Annotated in this window: 12 protein-coding genes; 2 read left to right on the forward strand and 10 right to left on the reverse strand. The window is 71.2% G+C overall.

Going from position 1 to position 14181, the window contains the following annotated elements; all coding sequences use genetic code 11:
- Nucleotides 1-554 precede the first annotated feature (554 nt).
- Nucleotides 555-1562, reverse strand: a complete 1008-nt coding sequence (locus ACH4RC_RS23670) for a stage II sporulation protein M (protein ID WP_398204196.1) — start codon at nucleotides 1560-1562, stop codon at nucleotides 555-557.
- A gap of 106 nt (nucleotides 1563-1668) precedes the next feature.
- Here ACH4RC_RS23670 and ACH4RC_RS23675 point away from each other — a divergent pair, with 106 nt between their 5' ends.
- Nucleotides 1669-2673 (forward strand): RDD family protein, encoded by a 1005-nt coding sequence (locus ACH4RC_RS23675; RefSeq protein ID WP_398204199.1) that lies wholly within the window; start codon nucleotides 1669-1671, stop codon nucleotides 2671-2673.
- Nucleotides 2674-2691: 18 nt separating this feature from the next.
- Here the strand turns inward: ACH4RC_RS23675 and ACH4RC_RS23680 are convergent, their stop codons facing one another.
- The 9 genes from ACH4RC_RS23680 to ACH4RC_RS23720 form a co-directional block, all read right to left on the reverse strand.
- Nucleotides 2692-3306, reverse strand: coding sequence for a hypothetical protein (locus tag ACH4RC_RS23680; RefSeq protein WP_398204201.1), 615 nt, complete (start codon nucleotides 3304-3306; stop codon nucleotides 2692-2694).
- 161 nt (nucleotides 3307-3467) lie between these two features.
- Complete coding sequence (gene ahcY, locus ACH4RC_RS23685) at nucleotides 3468-4931, reverse strand: adenosylhomocysteinase (protein ID WP_398204203.1); 1464 nt, start codon at nucleotides 4929-4931, stop codon at nucleotides 3468-3470.
- A 345-nt stretch (nucleotides 4932-5276) separates the two neighbouring features.
- The gene (locus ACH4RC_RS23690; protein WP_398204205.1) at nucleotides 5277-6254 is read right to left on the reverse strand and encodes a cation diffusion facilitator family transporter; all 978 of its coding nucleotides are present in this window, start codon (nucleotides 6252-6254) and stop codon (nucleotides 5277-5279) included.
- Between the two features lie 116 nt (nucleotides 6255-6370).
- A complete protein-coding gene (gene manA, locus ACH4RC_RS23695) occupies nucleotides 6371-7522 on the reverse strand; it encodes a mannose-6-phosphate isomerase, class I (RefSeq protein ID WP_398204207.1) in 1152 nt (383 codons plus the stop codon).
- Nucleotides 7523-7706: 184 nt separating this feature from the next.
- Nucleotides 7707-8834: an SIS domain-containing protein gene (locus ACH4RC_RS23700; RefSeq protein WP_398204210.1), complete on the reverse strand. Its 1128-nt coding sequence runs from the start codon at nucleotides 8832-8834 to the stop codon at nucleotides 7707-7709.
- Nucleotides 8835-8862: 28 nt separating this feature from the next.
- Complete coding sequence (locus ACH4RC_RS23705; protein WP_361071626.1) at nucleotides 8863-9033, reverse strand: Trm112 family protein; 171 nt, start codon at nucleotides 9031-9033, stop codon at nucleotides 8863-8865.
- A gap of 553 nt (nucleotides 9034-9586) precedes the next feature.
- Complete coding sequence (locus ACH4RC_RS23710; protein WP_398204213.1) at nucleotides 9587-10951, reverse strand: phosphomannomutase/phosphoglucomutase; 1365 nt, start codon at nucleotides 10949-10951, stop codon at nucleotides 9587-9589.
- A 107-nt stretch (nucleotides 10952-11058) separates the two neighbouring features.
- On the reverse strand, nucleotides 11059-12675 hold the full coding sequence (locus ACH4RC_RS23715) for an L-lactate permease (RefSeq protein WP_398204215.1): 1617 nt from the start codon (nucleotides 12673-12675) through the stop codon (nucleotides 11059-11061).
- Nucleotides 12676-12887: 212 nt separating this feature from the next.
- Nucleotides 12888-13265 (reverse strand): DUF3499 domain-containing protein, encoded by a 378-nt coding sequence (locus ACH4RC_RS23720; protein WP_398204217.1) that lies wholly within the window; start codon nucleotides 13263-13265, stop codon nucleotides 12888-12890.
- Nucleotides 13266-13608: 343 nt separating this feature from the next.
- Here ACH4RC_RS23720 and ACH4RC_RS23725 point away from each other — a divergent pair, with 343 nt between their 5' ends.
- The gene (locus ACH4RC_RS23725; RefSeq protein ID WP_398204652.1) at nucleotides 13609-14097 is read left to right on the forward strand and encodes a metallopeptidase family protein; all 489 of its coding nucleotides are present in this window, start codon (nucleotides 13609-13611) and stop codon (nucleotides 14095-14097) included.
- Nucleotides 14098-14181 lie beyond the last annotated feature (84 nt).

The following is a 14181-nucleotide window of genomic DNA, read 5'->3' on the forward strand; positions in this document are numbered from 1 at the left end:
CACCACGAGAGCGGACCGGGCGGGAGGAATAATCCCGTCCGGTCACAGCGTCCTCGCTGTGTTTATTTCAAAGGAACCTCGCCCCAACCATCATGCGACGGCCGGAGACGGGGTAATCAACATATCTGGCGTTGACTTTTGGCACGCTGTTGAGTTCTCAAGGAACGGACGCTTCCTTTGTACTCACCCGAGAGACTCTCTCGTGGCTTTCCTCCGGGCGCTTCCCTTCGGTCTTGCGTTTCCAACCTTACCAGATCCGTTTTCCGTTCCGTTTCCGGTTCGGATTTCATTTCCGGTGGCCGTTGGAGGGCCTTTGCCTTTCGGCGGTTCCGACTTTATCAGAAGTTTTCGGCCGGACTGACCGGCTGTTTTCTCTGAATAGGCGGGGGCTTCTCGAAGAATGTTATTTCGTGAAGCTCGCTAGATGCTAACGGTTGCTATCGAGTCTTGTCGAACTCGGGGCAACTGTTCGAATCTACCTCCCCGGTCCGGCCGTGTCAACGGTCTTTCCGGGGCGAAGAGGAGACTAGCAGGTCAGATGAGCCGTATGCACATCACGCAGCGGTAGGCACGGCCGCGCTGCGTTCCGTTGTCTCCAAATCGCCGGTTTCCCCTGCTCGCGCCGCGCGGCCGCCCAGGACGTACACGTACGTGAGAAAGGCGAGCTCGGCGGCGATGCCGATGCCGATACGCGCCCAGGTCGGCAGGCCCGAAGGGGTGACGAAGCCTTCGATGGCGCCGGAGACGAAGAGGACCAGGGCCAGACCGATGGCCATGCCGATCGCCGCGCGGCCCTCTTCCGCGAGGGCGGTCCGACGGGTGCGGGGGCCGGGGTCGATGACCGTCCAGCCGAGGCGCAGTCCGGTGCCGGCGGCCACGAAGACCGCGGTCAGTTCGAGGAGGCCGTGCGGGAGGATCAGGCCGAGGAAGGTGTCGAGGCGGCCGGCGGAGGTCATCAGCCCTATGCCGACGCCGACGTTGAGCATGTTCTGGAAGAGGATCCACAGGACCGGCAGCCCGAGGAAGACGCCGAGGACCAGGCACATCGCGGCGGCCTGCGCATTGTTCGTCCACACCTGGGCTGCGAAAGACGTGGCCGGGTGGCTCGAGTAGTACGTCTCGTACTGGCCGCCCGGGCGGGTCATCTCGCGGAGCTCGGACGGGGCGGCGATCGAGGCCTGTACGTCGCGGTGAGCGCCTATCCACCAGCCGATCAGGACGGCTATCGCCGTGGATATCAAGGCCGTGGGCACCCACCAGTGGCGTGACCTGTAGACCGCTGCCGGGAAGCCGTGGGTGAGGAAACGGGTGACGTCGCGCCAGGAGGCGCGGCGCGTACCTGTCACGGCGCTACGCGCGCGTGCCACAAGTTGGGTGAGGCGGCCGGTGATCCTGGGGTCGGGGGCGCTCGACTGGATGAGCGAAAGGTGGGTCGCCGTGCGCTGGTAGAGGGACACCAGTTCGTCCGCTTCCGTGCCGGTGAGGCGGCGTCGGCGGCGCAGCAGTGCGTCCAGGCGGTCCCACTCGGCGCGGTGGGCGGACACGAAGACGTCGAGGTCCATCCGGTCTGCTGCTCCTCGCTTTTCCGGCACCTGTGCGGCGCGTTGTGCCCTCAGCTTGGCAGACTGGCGGTTCCGGAGGCAGGTCAGGGAAGGGTGGGTGGCCGGCGTGAGTGAGCTGGTGACGGGCGAGGCAGTGGCGTTGGAGCTGCGGCCCGCAAAGCTGCCGAGCCGTGCGCTCGCCGTGCTCATCGATCTGGTGGTGGCGTTCGCCGTCTACATCGTGGTGACCATAGCCGTGGTCGCCGGGACCGGGTCGATGGACGACGCCGCTTCGGCGGCCCTTTCCGTGGCGTTGTTCCTGCTGGTCCTGGTCGGTGTGCCGATCGCTGTGGAGACGCTGAGCCACGGGCGTTCGCTCGGGAAGCTCGCGTGCGGGCTGCGGGTCGTGCGGGACGACGGGGGGCCGGTCCGGTTCCGGCACGCTTTGGTGCGCGGGGCCGTCGGCGTGGTGGAGATCCTGATGACGTTCGGGGTCGTCGCGTGCATCGCCTCGCTCGTCTCCGCGCGCGGGCGGCGGGTCGGTGACGTGTTCGCGGGGACGCTCGTGGTGCGCGAGCGGGTGCCGACCGGGCAGGCGGCGGTCGTGCCGCCTCCGCCGCCGTGGCTGGTGGGGCGGTTCGCGCAGCTGGACCTTTCGGCAGTACCCGAGGGGCTGTGGCTCGCCGTGCGCCAGTATCTGACGCGGATGGGGCAGCTGGATCCGCAGATCGGTCATGGCATGGCCGAGCGGCTCGCCGCCGATGTCGCGGCGCACACGGGTGCGCCCGCGCCGCGCGATGTGCCGCCGGCGGCGTTCCTGGCAGCGGTGATGCACGAGCGGCAGTCTCGTGAGGTGCGGCGGGCCTTCGGCTCGGCCGGGCCGGGTGCGGCTGTCGCGCCGCCCATGCCTGTGCCTGCGCCCCTGCCCCCGGCCCCTGGGGCAGGGCCGTACAGCCCGCAGGGAAGCTACAGCCCGCAGGGGACGTACGGCGCCGGGGCGGCCGGGCCCGTCTCCCCAGGCTTCGCGCCTCCTGCCGTCGCGCCCGCAGCGCCGCCCTACGGACAGCCGGGGCCGTCGGACAGCCGGGGCTCCGAGCAGCCGCCGGCCACCGGGTTCGCCCCGCCCGCCTGACTGCCGCGGCCCACCGCGTCAGCCGAACGCCGACGGCGGCGTCTCCAGCGCCTCCAACTCGATGCCCGGGGCCGCCAGGACCACGTCGCCGCTGATGTGGACGGTGTGCTGCTCCCCCGTGTCCAGGGCTGTGACCTGGTACGCGTTCACGACGAGGGGGCCGTTGTCAGTGGCGTGTGCTTCGCTGTCCAGCAGAGTCCAGGACTCGTCCAGGGTGCGCGGTGCCAGGACCGGATCCGTCAGGGCGACAAGGCGTACGCGCGTCGAGGGGGAATCGGGGGTGAGGTTCAGCAGTCGCGTGGTGGCGACGAGGAACGCGGGGGATGTGCCGGTGAAGGCATGAGCGGGTGCGTTCCCCTCGGTGGCGTGGGCGCCGGTGGGGTCGGTACGGACCCAGGTCACGCCGTCGATGGCGGCTCCTCGCACCTGCCAGCTCGCGGCGTTCACTTCAAGACGGATGGGGCGGCCGAGTTCGTCGAGGGCGAGGTCGATCGAGCCGGCGTGGTCGCCGGAGGGGGTGGTCCGCTGGGCCACGTAGCGCCAGCCGGAAGGGCCGGGGGCGCAGTGGAAGTGCTCGTCACCGAGGGGGGTGTGATCGTGCGGATCGTGAAGCGAATATCGGCCGCGGGGCATAGGGTTCGCGGGTCCTTCAGAGATCGTGACGGCTGAGACGGCTGCACGCGGAGTACGGGACAGGCCCCCGGCACGGGGGTGCGGGGGCCTGTCCTGTCAGTCCGTGAGCGTGACCGACGTGGTCGTGGTGCTCGGTGTCGCTACCTCAGTGGCTTAGTGGCTCAGTAGCGGTAGTGGTCCGACTTGTACGGGCCGTCGACCTCGACACCGATGTACGAGGCCTGCTCCGGGCGGAGCGTCGTCAGCTTCACGCCGAGCGAGTCCAGGTGGAGCCGGGCGACCTTCTCGTCCAGGTGCTTGGGCAGGACGTAGACGTCGGTCGGGTACTCGGACTGCTTGGTGAACAGCTCGATCTGGGCCAGCGTCTGGTCCGCGAAGGAGTTGGACATCACGAAGGACGGGTGACCGGTCGCGTTGCCCAGGTTCAGCAGGCGGCCCTCGGAAAGGACGATGAGAACCTTGCCGTCGGGGAACGTCCAGGTGTGGACCTGCGGCTTGACCTCGTCCTTGACGATGCCGTCGATCTTCGCGAGGCCGGCCATGTCGATCTCGTTGTCGAAGTGACCGATGTTCCCGACGATCGCCTGGTGCTTCATCCTGGCCATGTCGCTCGCCATGATGATGTCCTTGTTGCCCGTCGTCGTGACGAAGATGTCGGCCTTGTCGACGACCTCGTCGAGCGTCGTGACCTGGTAGCCGTCCATCGCCGCCTGCAGCGCGCAGATCGGGTCGATCTCGGTGATGATCACGCGGGCGCCCTGGCCGCGCAGCGACTCCGCGCAGCCCTTGCCCACGTCGCCGTAGCCGCAGACGACGGCGGTCTTGCCGCCGATCAGGACGTCGGTGGCGCGGTTGATGCCGTCGATCAGTGAGTGGCGGCAGCCGTACTTGTTGTCGAACTTCGACTTCGTCACCGCGTCGTTCACGTTGATCGCGGGGAACAGGAGGGTGCCCTCGCGCTGCATCTCGTACAGGCGGTGGACGCCGGTCGTGGTCTCCTCGGTCACGCCGCGGATCTCCGAGGCGAGCTGGGTCCACTTCTGCGAACCGTCCGAGATGGTGCGGTGCAGGAGCTGGAGGATGACGCGGTGCTCGTCGGACTCGGCGGTGTCGAGCGAGGGGACCTTGCCGTCCTTCTCGTACTCGACGCCCTGGTGGACGAGGAGGGTGGCGTCGCCACCGTCGTCCAGGATCATGTTCGGGCCGCCGGTGGGGGTGTTCGGCCAGGTCAGCGCCTGCTCCGTGCACCACCAGTACTCCTCGAGCGTCTCGCCCTTCCAGGCGAAGACCGGGACGCCCTGGGGGTTGTCCGGCGTGCCGTTCGGGCCGACGGCGATGGCCGCGGCGGCGTGGTCCTGGGTGGAGAAGATGTTGCAGGACGCCCAGCGGACCTCGGCGCCGAGGGCGACGAGGGTCTCGATGAGGACGGCCGTCTGGACCGTCATGTGCAGGGAGCCGGTGACGCGGGCGCCGGCCAGCGGCTGGGCGTCGGCGTACTCCTTGCGGATCGACATCAGGCCGGGCATCTCGTGCTCGGCGAGGGTGATCTCCTTGCGGCCGAACTCGGCGAGCGAGAGATCGGCGACCTTGAAGTCCTGGTCCTGTCGGGCGGCGACAGAAGTCATAGGTGAGCTGCTCCTCGGTGCAGTTGCAGATGGTCGAGGTGGGCTTGGTGCGCATGCCCGGGACCGGGTATGCGCCTGGCTGGTCTGCGGCGCCGGCGGACATACGGGTCCACTGCTGGGACACCAGTGTTCCCTGACGGGACCAAGGTGTTCCCTAGCGCTCGCAGCGCAGTCCGTCGGAGGCCCTCTCTCCCTCGGACGACCCGTCGCGCGGGTCGCCCGACCGCCATCAGCAGCGACGTCTGGCTCATGACGAATCTACACCGATCGGCCCAGTCGGCCCCACCCCGTCTCCGTCGAGTCGGAGGTGGGGCGTGGCCGAAAGACGTCGCATGGAGGGTGGGATCAGTGGTCCGCGGCCGGGGCCGGGCCGCCCGGCGTCGCCTCGCGGTCGGGGCCCTTGGCGGCCTCGGCCTCGCTGTAGATGTCGGGTTCGAGGTAGATGACGCGGGCGATCGGGACGGCGGCGCGGATGCGGGACTCGGCCGCGTCGATCGCGCGGGCGACCTCGGCGGCGGTGTCGTCGTGCTGGACGGCGATCTTCGCGGCGACGAGAAGTTCCTCGGGGCCGAGGTGGAGCGTGCGCATGTGGATGAGGCCGGTCACGGTCTCACCGTCGACGACCGCCTCCTCGATCTTGCGGACCTCGTCCGTGCCGGCGGCCTCGCCGAGCAGGAGCGACTTGGTCTCCAGGGCCAGGACGATCGCGATGGCGATGAGGAGGAGACCGATGCAGAGGGTGCCGATGCCGTCCCAGACACCTTCGCCGGTGGCGAGGGTGAGGCCTACGCCGAACAGGGCGAGGACGAGACCGATCAGCGCGCCGAAGTCCTCGAGGAGGACGACGGGCAGCTCAGGGGCCTTGGCGCGCTTGATGAACTGGCCCCACGAGAGCTTTCCGCGCAGCTGGTTCGATTCCTTTATGGCCGTACGGAAGGAGAAGCCCTCGGCGATGATCGCGAAGACGAGGACGCCGACCGGCCAGTACCAGTGCTCCAGCTCGTGCGGGTGCTTGATCTTCTCGTAGCCCTCGTAGACGGCGAACATGCCGCCGACGGAGAAGAGGACGATCGATACGAGGAAGGCGTAGATGTAGCGCTCGCGGCCGTAGCCGAAGGGGTGTTGCGGGGTCGCCTCGCGCTGGGCCTTCTTGCCGCCGATCAGCAGCAGGAACTGGTTGCCCGAGTCGGCGAGGGAGTGGACCGCCTCCGCGAGCATCGACGAGGAGCCGCTGAAGAGGAACGCCACGAACTTCGATACCGCGATGGCGAGGTTGGCTGCGAGCGCCGCCACGATCGCCTTTGCTCCGCCTGAAGCACTCATGTTGTTCCCGGTGTCCCTTCGTACGTCCCGTGCTGCTGTGAGAAGTGATGCTGCTGCTGCTTTGCCCGCTCTTTGCGGTGGGCCATTGTTGCAGCACGGGACGGGAGGAGCGGGAGTCAGGCCACGACGGTCGCGCGGAAAAGGGTGCCAGGTCCGGACACTTCCACCTTTTCGCCCGCGGGGACGAAGGCGGAGTGGCCGGGCGCGAGGGTGAGGTCGCCCGCGCGGACCGTGCCGGCGGTGCAGAGCAGGATCTGCGGGGTGGAGTCCGTCACGTCGTGGGCGGGGGCGCCCTCGGGGAGCACGAAGCGCGAGAGGCGGAACTCGTCGATCGGGGTGTCGTAGACCTCTTCGCCGTCCGCGCCGGCCTCCGGGCGCAGGACGCCGGGGTCGGTGGCCTCGAAGCGGACGATGCGGAGCAGTTCGGGGACGTCGACGTGCTTGGGGGTGAGGCCGCAGCGCAGGACGTTGTCGGAATTGGCCATGATCTCGACGCCGAGGCCGTTCAGGTACGCGTGCGGGACGCCCGCGCCGAGGAACAGGGCCTCGCCCGGCTGCAGCCGTACGTGGTTGAGCAGCATCGCGGCGATGACGCCCGGGTCGCCGGGGTAGTGGTGGGCGATGCCCGCGTAGGGCTCGTAGACGCCGCCGATGCGCCGGGCGGCGGCCGTGGCGTCGGCGACGGTGCGGGCCATCTCGTCCCGGTCCGCGCTCAGGACGGCTGTGAGGACCTCGCGCAGCGCGGCCTCCTCGGGGTGGGCGCGCAGCAGGTCGACGTACGGCTTGAGGGTGTCGACGCCGAGCCCCTCCAGGAGGCGGGCCGCCTCCTCGGGGGTGCGGAAGCCGCACAGGCCGTCGAACTCGGTGAGGGCGCAGATCAGTTCCGGCTTGTGGTTGGCGTCCTTGTAGTTGCGGTCGGGGGCGGTGACCGGGACGCCCTTCGCCTCTTCGGCCGCGTAGCCCTCCTTCGCCTGTACGAGGTCGGGGTGGACCTGGAGGGAGAGGGGGGCGCCCGCGGCGAGGAGCTTGAGCAGGAACGGCAGGCGCGGGCCGAACTTGTCGGCCGCCGGCTCGCCGAGCGTGGCCGCCGGGTCGGCGGCGATGACCTGGTCGAGCGGGCCGCGGTCGGTCTGCGACGGTGCGCCGGGGTGGGCGCCCATCCACATCTCGGCCTGGGGTTCGCCGGTCGGCTCGGTGCCGAGGAGGTGCGGGATGGCGGTGGTGGAGCCCCAGGCGTAGGGGCGGATGGTGTTGGTCAGGGCGTCCATCTGGGGGCTTCTCCGGTGAGCGGGGTGTGGCGGCGGGGCGGGCAGTGTCGTGCGTGCGTCTGCGGCTCGGCCGGGTGCGGGCGGCGGCCGGTGCGTGGGGCATCACGTACCGGCCACTGGCCGCACCCGGCCGAGCCGCACCGGGTGCGCGTGGAGCGAGGGTGTCGTCGGCGGGCGAGGCGGTTCAGGTGCCGGAGGCCAGGCCCAGGTAGATGGCGGCGAAGTCCGTCACGGCGATCAGTTCCGCCAGGGTCTCCAGGTCCGTGCCCTCCTCCGGTTCCAGCTCGCTGATCGCGGTGTCGTGGGACAGGGCGAGTTCGCGGGCGGCGACCGCGGCGGAGAGGCCGTCCGCGGGGCGGTCGCGGAGCAGGACGACGCGGGCGCGCAGTGCCTGGCCCTCCTCGACGCGGTCGCGGAAGAAGTCGTCGGGATCGGAGCCCGCGGCGAGGGTGCTGGTCAGGAGCGCGCCGTGGGCGGGCAGCGCCTCGGGCAGGTCCGCGGCGAGCGCGGGGCGGCCGGCCAGTTCGGCGATCGCGGCGGCGAAGCGGCGGCCCGCCGGGCCCGCGGCGGCGCCCTCCGTCCAGATCAGCGGGAGCGCCTCGGCGAGTTCGGAGGCGAGGGTCTTGGCCGGGTTGCTGTACGTCGCGATCGCCGGGCCGCAGCGTTCCGCGGTGTGGTCGAGGCGGTCCGCGACCTTCTCCAGGGTCTCCGCGGGGGCGGCCAGCAGGCCCGTACGGTCGAGGAGCGCGAGGAGCGGGGTGAGCAGGGACCAGAGCACGCCCGGCGCGGAGGCCGCGACCAGCTCGTCCTGGTCGTACGGGGAGGTCGCCATCGGCACGAAGAGGCCGCGCGCGCCCGCGACGGACTCCGTCAGGGGGGCGCCCTTGGGGCAGACGGCGACGACCGTGACGCCGCGCCTGTACGCCTGTTCGACCAGGAGGGAGAGGCTGGGCTCCGTGCCGGTCGGGGAGGCGATCAGGAGCAGGTCGACCGGGCCCGCCCAGCCGGGCAGCTCCCAGCGCAGGGCGCCCGGGGCCGGGGCCACGCCGGTGGGGCGCAGGCGGATCACCGGGCACGCGGCGCCCGCCAGGCGGCCGAGCAGTTCGGCGACGCCGGTGGCCGCGGTGCCGGGGCCCGCGATCAGCACGGCGCGCGGGCGGCCGTCCGGCTTGAGGTCGTTCATTCCGGCCTCGGCCGCGTGCCGGGCCGCCGTGCGGACGCGGGCGCCCGCCTCGGCCGCGCCGCGCAGCAGGCCACGGCGGTCTGCCCTGGCCAGCGCGTCCGGGTCGTCCAGGAGCGTTTCGTCGAACATCGGGTCGGGCCTCCTGCTCGCGGGACGGTTACGCGGGGCGGCGGGCCTCGTCGACCAGGAGGACGGGGATGCCGTCGCGGACCGGGTAGGCCAGGCCGCACTCCGTGCCGGTGCAGACCAGCTCGGCGTCGGCCTCCTTGAGCGGGGCGTGGCAGGCCGGGCAGGCGAGGATCTCCAGGAGGCCGGCTTCGAGCGGCATGAGGGTCCCTTCGGGGTACGTGGGCGGAGCGGTGCCGCGGGGCTTGCGGCCAGCTCAGCGTAGCGCTGCGCTGGGCTTGGGCGGATTGGTGGGCCGGGGGTCGGCGCGGGCACCGGGTTGATCGGGGTCTGGGGGGCGGGGCGACCCCGGGCCGGGTGCGGGGGCCGGGCGGTCCGGGGAAGCGCGACTCGGCCCGCCGCGGTGATCGCCTCAACGGCTCGTCCTCAAGCGCCGGACGGGCTGGGAGTTGGACCGGCCCGGGGAGCGTCCCCCGGCCCACCGCAGTCATCGCCCTGAGCGCTCCGCTGGAAGTGCCGCGACACGTGTGTGGCCGACTGCGGCGCCGTCGCGGCTGGTCGCGCAGTTCCCCGCGCCCCTTCGGGGCGCTGCCGAACCGCGACGTACTTCGCCCGGCTCGCTTGAAGGCTCGTCCTCAAGCGCCGGACGGACCCGGAGTTGATTGTGCGCCGGACGGGCTGGAGGGGGCTGGACCGGTCCGGCGGTCAATTCGGCGAGGGCGGCCGGGGTGGGGCCCGGCTCGGCCGCTGGGCTGCTACGCCCTGATCAGGGCCAATACCTCGTCCCGCACCTTCTCCATCGTCGCCCGGTCACGGGCCTCCGCGTTGAGGCGGAGCAGGGGCTCCGTGTTGGAGGGGCGGACGTTGAACCACCAGTCGGCGGCGGTGATGGTGAGGCCGTCGAGTTCGTCGAGGGTGAGGCCGGGGCGGGGGCCGTACGTGGACTTGAGCGCGGCCAGGCGCTCCGCCTGGTCGGCGACGGTGGAGTTGATCTCGCCGGAGCCGACGTAGCGGTCGTAGGAGGAGACCAGGGCGGAGAGCGGGCCGTCCTGGCCGCCCAGGGCAGCCAGGACGTGGAGGGCGGCGAGCATGCCCGTGTCGGCGTTCCAGAAGTCGCGGAAGTAGTAGTGCGCGGAGTGCTCGCCGCCGAAGATCGCGCCGCTGGTGGCCATCTCCTGCTTGATGAAGGAGTGGCCGACGCGGGTGCGTACGGGCGTGCCGCCGTTCTCCTTGACGACCTCGGGCACCGACCACGAGGTGATCAGGTTGTGGATGATCGTGCCCGAGCCGCCGTTCCTGGCCAGTTCGCGGGAGGCGACCAGCGCGGTGATGGCGGACGGGGAGACCGGGTCGCCGTTCTCGTCGACGACGAAGCAGCGGTCCGCGTCGCCGTCGAAGGCGAGGCCGAGGTCGGCGCCCTCGGCGCGGACGCGGGCCTGGAGGTCCACGATGTTCGCCGGGTCCAGCGGGTTCGCCTCGTGGTTGGGGAACGTGCCGTCCAGCTCGAAGTACATGGGGACCACGTCGAGCGGGAGGCCGTCGAAGACCGTCGGGACCGTGTGGCCGCCCATGCCGTTGCCCGCGTCGACCACGACCTTCAGGGGGCGGATGGCGGTCAGGTCGACGAGGCCGCGCAGATGCGCCGCGTAGTCGTTCAACGTGTCACGCTGCGTGATGGTTCCCGGCGTCGCGACCGGCTCGGGCGCGCCCGTCTCGCTCCACTCCTCGGCGAGGAGCCGGATCTCGGTGAGGCCCGTGTCCTGGCCGACCGGGGCGGCTCCGGCCCGGCACAGCTTGATGCCGTTGTACTGCGCGGGGTTGTGCGACGCGGTGAACATCGCGCCGGGCAGCTGGAGCGCGCCCGAGGCGTAGTACAGCTGGTCGGTGGAGCAGAGGCCGATCTCGGTGACGTCCGCGCCGAGGGCGGCGGCGCCGCGTGCAAAGGCGCGCGTGAGGCCGGGCGAGGAGGGGCGCATGTCGTGCCCGACGACGATCGCCGTCGCGTCGGTCACGCGGACGAACGCGGCGCCGAAGAGCTCGGCGAGCTTCTCGTCCCACTGGTCCGGGACCACCCCTCGCACGTCGTACGCCTTCACGATCTGCGACAGATCAGCAGTCACGGCCGGACCAGCCCTCCTGGAGTGTCCTCTTCGGACGCACAAACTAATGGGCCCATAAAGTACCTGGTCGGGCAGGTGGCGCAGCGCGCCCTGAGGTCACACTCCGCTCACGGCAGCATCCAGGACAGTACGAACGTGCTCTGCGCGAAGACGATGAGGCACATCACCAGGAGCAGCCCGAGGCTCCACGGCAGCACCTTGCGGAGCAAGTCGCCCTCCCGGCCCGCCAGTCCGACGGCCGCGCAGGCGATGGTCAGGTTCTGCGGCGAGATCATCTTGCCGAGGACGCCGCCGGAACTGTTCGCGGCCGCAAGCAGCTCCGGGGAGAGCCCCGACTCCTTGGCGGCCGTCACCTGCAGGGCGCCGAAGAGCGCGTTGGCGGAGGTGTCTGAGCCGGAGACGGCGACGCCGAACCAGCCCAGGACCGGGGAGAGGAAGGCGAGGCCCGCGCCCGCGGCCGCCACGAAGTGGCCGATGGTGGCGGCCTGCCCGGACAGGTTCATGACGTAGGCGAGCGCGAGGACGCTCGTGACGGTGAGGATCGCAAAGCGCAACTCGTACACGGTCCCCAGCCATTCGCGCACCGCCACGCGCGCGTGCACGCGGAGAACGAACGCCGTACCCACTCCGGCGAGCAGGACGAGCGTGCCTCCGGTGGAGACGAGCGGAAGCGTGAAGACATTGCCGCCGACCGGTTCGCCGTTCGGGGCGGCCACGTTCAGGAAGGGCCAGTCGAAGGACTGGCTCGCCTTCGCCAGCCAGTCCTTGACGGCCGGGATCTGCGCCACGGAGAAGACGGCGACGATCAGCGCGTACGGGGCGTAGGCGCGCAGCACTTCGCGGCGCGGGTCCTCTTCGTCGAGGTCTTCGCTGCGTACGCCGGTGAGGACGGCGGCGCGTACGGGTTCGGCGGCGGGCCTGCGCGCGCCCGGGACGGCGACGAGGGCGCCCGCGCCGGCCAGGGCGGCGCCGATGTCGGCGAGTTGGGCGGAGACGTAGTTGGAGGCGGCGAACTGGACGACGGCGAAGGCGACTCCGCACGCCAGGGCGGGCGCCCAGGTCTCGCGCAGCCCGCGCCCGCCGTCGACCAGGCCGATCAGCACGAGGGGCACGACGAGCGCGAGCAGCGGCGTCTGGCGGCCGACGACGGAGGCGACGGAGTCCAGGGGGAGGCCGGTGACCTGGGCGAGGGTGACGACGGGGGTGCCCATGGCGCCGAAGGCGACGGGCGCCGTGTTGGCGACCAGGGAGACGACCGCGGCCTTGACCGGGTCGAAGCCGAGCGCGACGAGCATGACCGAGCAGATGGCGACCGGCGCCCCGAACCCGGCGAGCGCCTCCAGGAGCGCGCCGAAGCAGAACGCGATGACGAGCGCCTGGATGCGCGGATCGTCGGAGAGGCGCCCGAACGAGCGGCGCAGGATGTCGAAGTGCCGGGTGCGGACGGTCATCCGGTAGACCCACAGGGCGTTGACGACGATCCACATGATGGGGAAGAGACCGAACAGTGCTCCTTGCGCGGCGCTGGAGACGGTCTGGCCGAGCGGCATGTCGTACGCGAGCCAGGCGACCAGGGCGGCGACGCCGAGGCCGATGAGGCCCGCGTGGTGCGCCTTCATGCGGACGGCGCCGAGCAGGACGAGAACGGTGACGAGGGGCAGAGCGGCGACGAGGGCGGACAGGCCGAGCGAGCCGTTCACGGGCTCCAGTTGCTGGACGAACACGAGCGCCTCCGGGATCCCGGTCCGTGGTGCGGGAGGGGTGCGGGTGGCGAAATAGTCGTGTCCTTGACAACTACGGGTCAACGCGTACGACGGAGAAGATCCCGTGAAGGCGGTACGCGAAGCGGGAAGGGGCGCTCGAAAGAGGAAGGGGCGCTCGAAAGAGGAAGGGGCGCTCGAAGGAAGGGGAGGTTCGAAGGAGGAAGGAGCGCGCGTCAGTTGTCGGGCGAGCGCAGGACGCGGAGGTGGCCGCGGCGGGCGACCTCCATCGGGTCCGCGCGGCGTCCCCCCGGGCCGCCGGCGCCGGCCGCACGCTCCTGCGGGCGGGCCGCCTCGCGCACGGCGTTGGCCAGGGCCTCCAGGTCGTCGCCGCTGGGGCGGGCGGGGGCGCTGCCGTCGGTGAGCCGGACGACCTCCCAGCCGCGCGGCGCGGTGAGCCGCTCGGAGTGCTCTGCACACAAGTCGTAGCAGTGGGGTTCGGCGTAAGTGGCGAGGGGGCCGAGGACCGCGGTCGAGTCGGCGTAGACGTACGTCAGCGTCGCGACGGCGGGACGGCCGCAAGCGGTGCGCGAACAGCGACGTACAGGGCTCACGACGTTGGACGGTACCGCACTCCTGAGCGGGCCGCGACGACTCTCCCCGAGGTCACCCCACCGTGTCGTGGCGTGAGATGGCCCACACCGGACCGCGGAGGCCCGCTTTTGACCTGCGGCGACCCTGGGCCCCGTACGCCGCCGGACAGTTGAAAGCGGTCACCACTCGGGGCAAATACCTTCAATTGTCACGAGATCAACGGTCCGGGAGAGAAGCGGAATCAGGCCCAAGTTTGGCTTGATCGGTCAGGAACCGACATGCGGGCGCGCGGCGAGCGACATGCCGCGTCAGCCGCGGAGCCGCCCCTCACCGGCCGCGCGGGAGGACTACGCTGCGTCGGTGATGGAAAGGCCCGCCAACGCCGAGAACCCGCTCCCGCCCGACGGGCGCTCCCCTGCCGAGCCGCGTCCGGCCCGCCGCCGCGACCGGCACGGCCGCGGCATGCGCGGGCCCGTCGCGCCGCCGCAGGTGCCGCTGTCTGCGAGCCGCGCCGAGGTCTTCGCGGACCTCGTGCAGGACTCCGTGGAGCGCCTGGAGCGGCGCTGGCCGCAGCTCTCCGAGGTCGACTTCCTGATCCTCGAAGTGCCCCGGCTCACCGCCGAGGACGAGGCGTGGGGCGCCGACACGGTCCCGCTGGGCGGGACGATCCCCGCGCGGGACGACGGGACGCCCGCGCGCGTGGTCATCTACCGGCGCCCCGTGGAGATCCGCACCAAGGGGCGCGACGAGCGGGCGGCCCTGATCCACGACGTGGTGGTGGAACAGGTAGCCGAGGTCCTGGGGATCACCCCCGAGACCGTCGACCCCCGGTACGAGGACGGCGAGGAGTGACCACGCGCGCGTAGAGCCGAGAAGAAGACCGCGAAGAAGGCCGAGAAGAAGACCGAGAAGAAGTCGGCCACGCGCGCGTAGCGG

Source organism: Streptomyces sp. NPDC016845 (genome assembly GCF_044332585.1).
Lineage (GTDB): Bacteria > Actinomycetota > Actinomycetes > Streptomycetales > Streptomycetaceae > Streptomyces.

Bases quoted from the DNA above. Each gene is read 5' to 3' on its own strand.
- ACH4RC_RS23670 (WP_398204196.1), bottom strand. From the start codon at position 1,562: ATGGACCTCGACGTCTTCGTGTCCGCCCACCGCGCCGAGTGGGACCGC.
- ACH4RC_RS23680 (WP_398204201.1), bottom strand. From the start codon at position 3,306: ATGCCCCGCGGCCGATATTCGCTTCACGATCCGCACGATCACACCCCC.
- ahcY (WP_398204203.1), bottom strand. From the start codon at position 4,931: ATGACTTCTGTCGCCGCCCGACAGGACCAGGACTTCAAGGTCGCCGAT.
- ACH4RC_RS23690 (WP_398204205.1), bottom strand. From the start codon at position 6,254: ATGAGTGCTTCAGGCGGAGCAAAGGCGATCGTGGCGGCGCTCGCAGCC.
- manA (WP_398204207.1), bottom strand. From the start codon at position 7,522: ATGGACGCCCTGACCAACACCATCCGCCCCTACGCCTGGGGCTCCACC.
- ACH4RC_RS23700 (WP_398204210.1), bottom strand. From the start codon at position 8,834: ATGTTCGACGAAACGCTCCTGGACGACCCGGACGCGCTGGCCAGGGCA.
- ACH4RC_RS23705 (WP_361071626.1), bottom strand. From the start codon at position 9,033: ATGCCGCTCGAAGCCGGCCTCCTGGAGATCCTCGCCTGCCCGGCCTGC.
- ACH4RC_RS23725 (WP_398204652.1), top strand. From the start codon at position 13,609: ATGGAAAGGCCCGCCAACGCCGAGAACCCGCTCCCGCCCGACGGGCGC.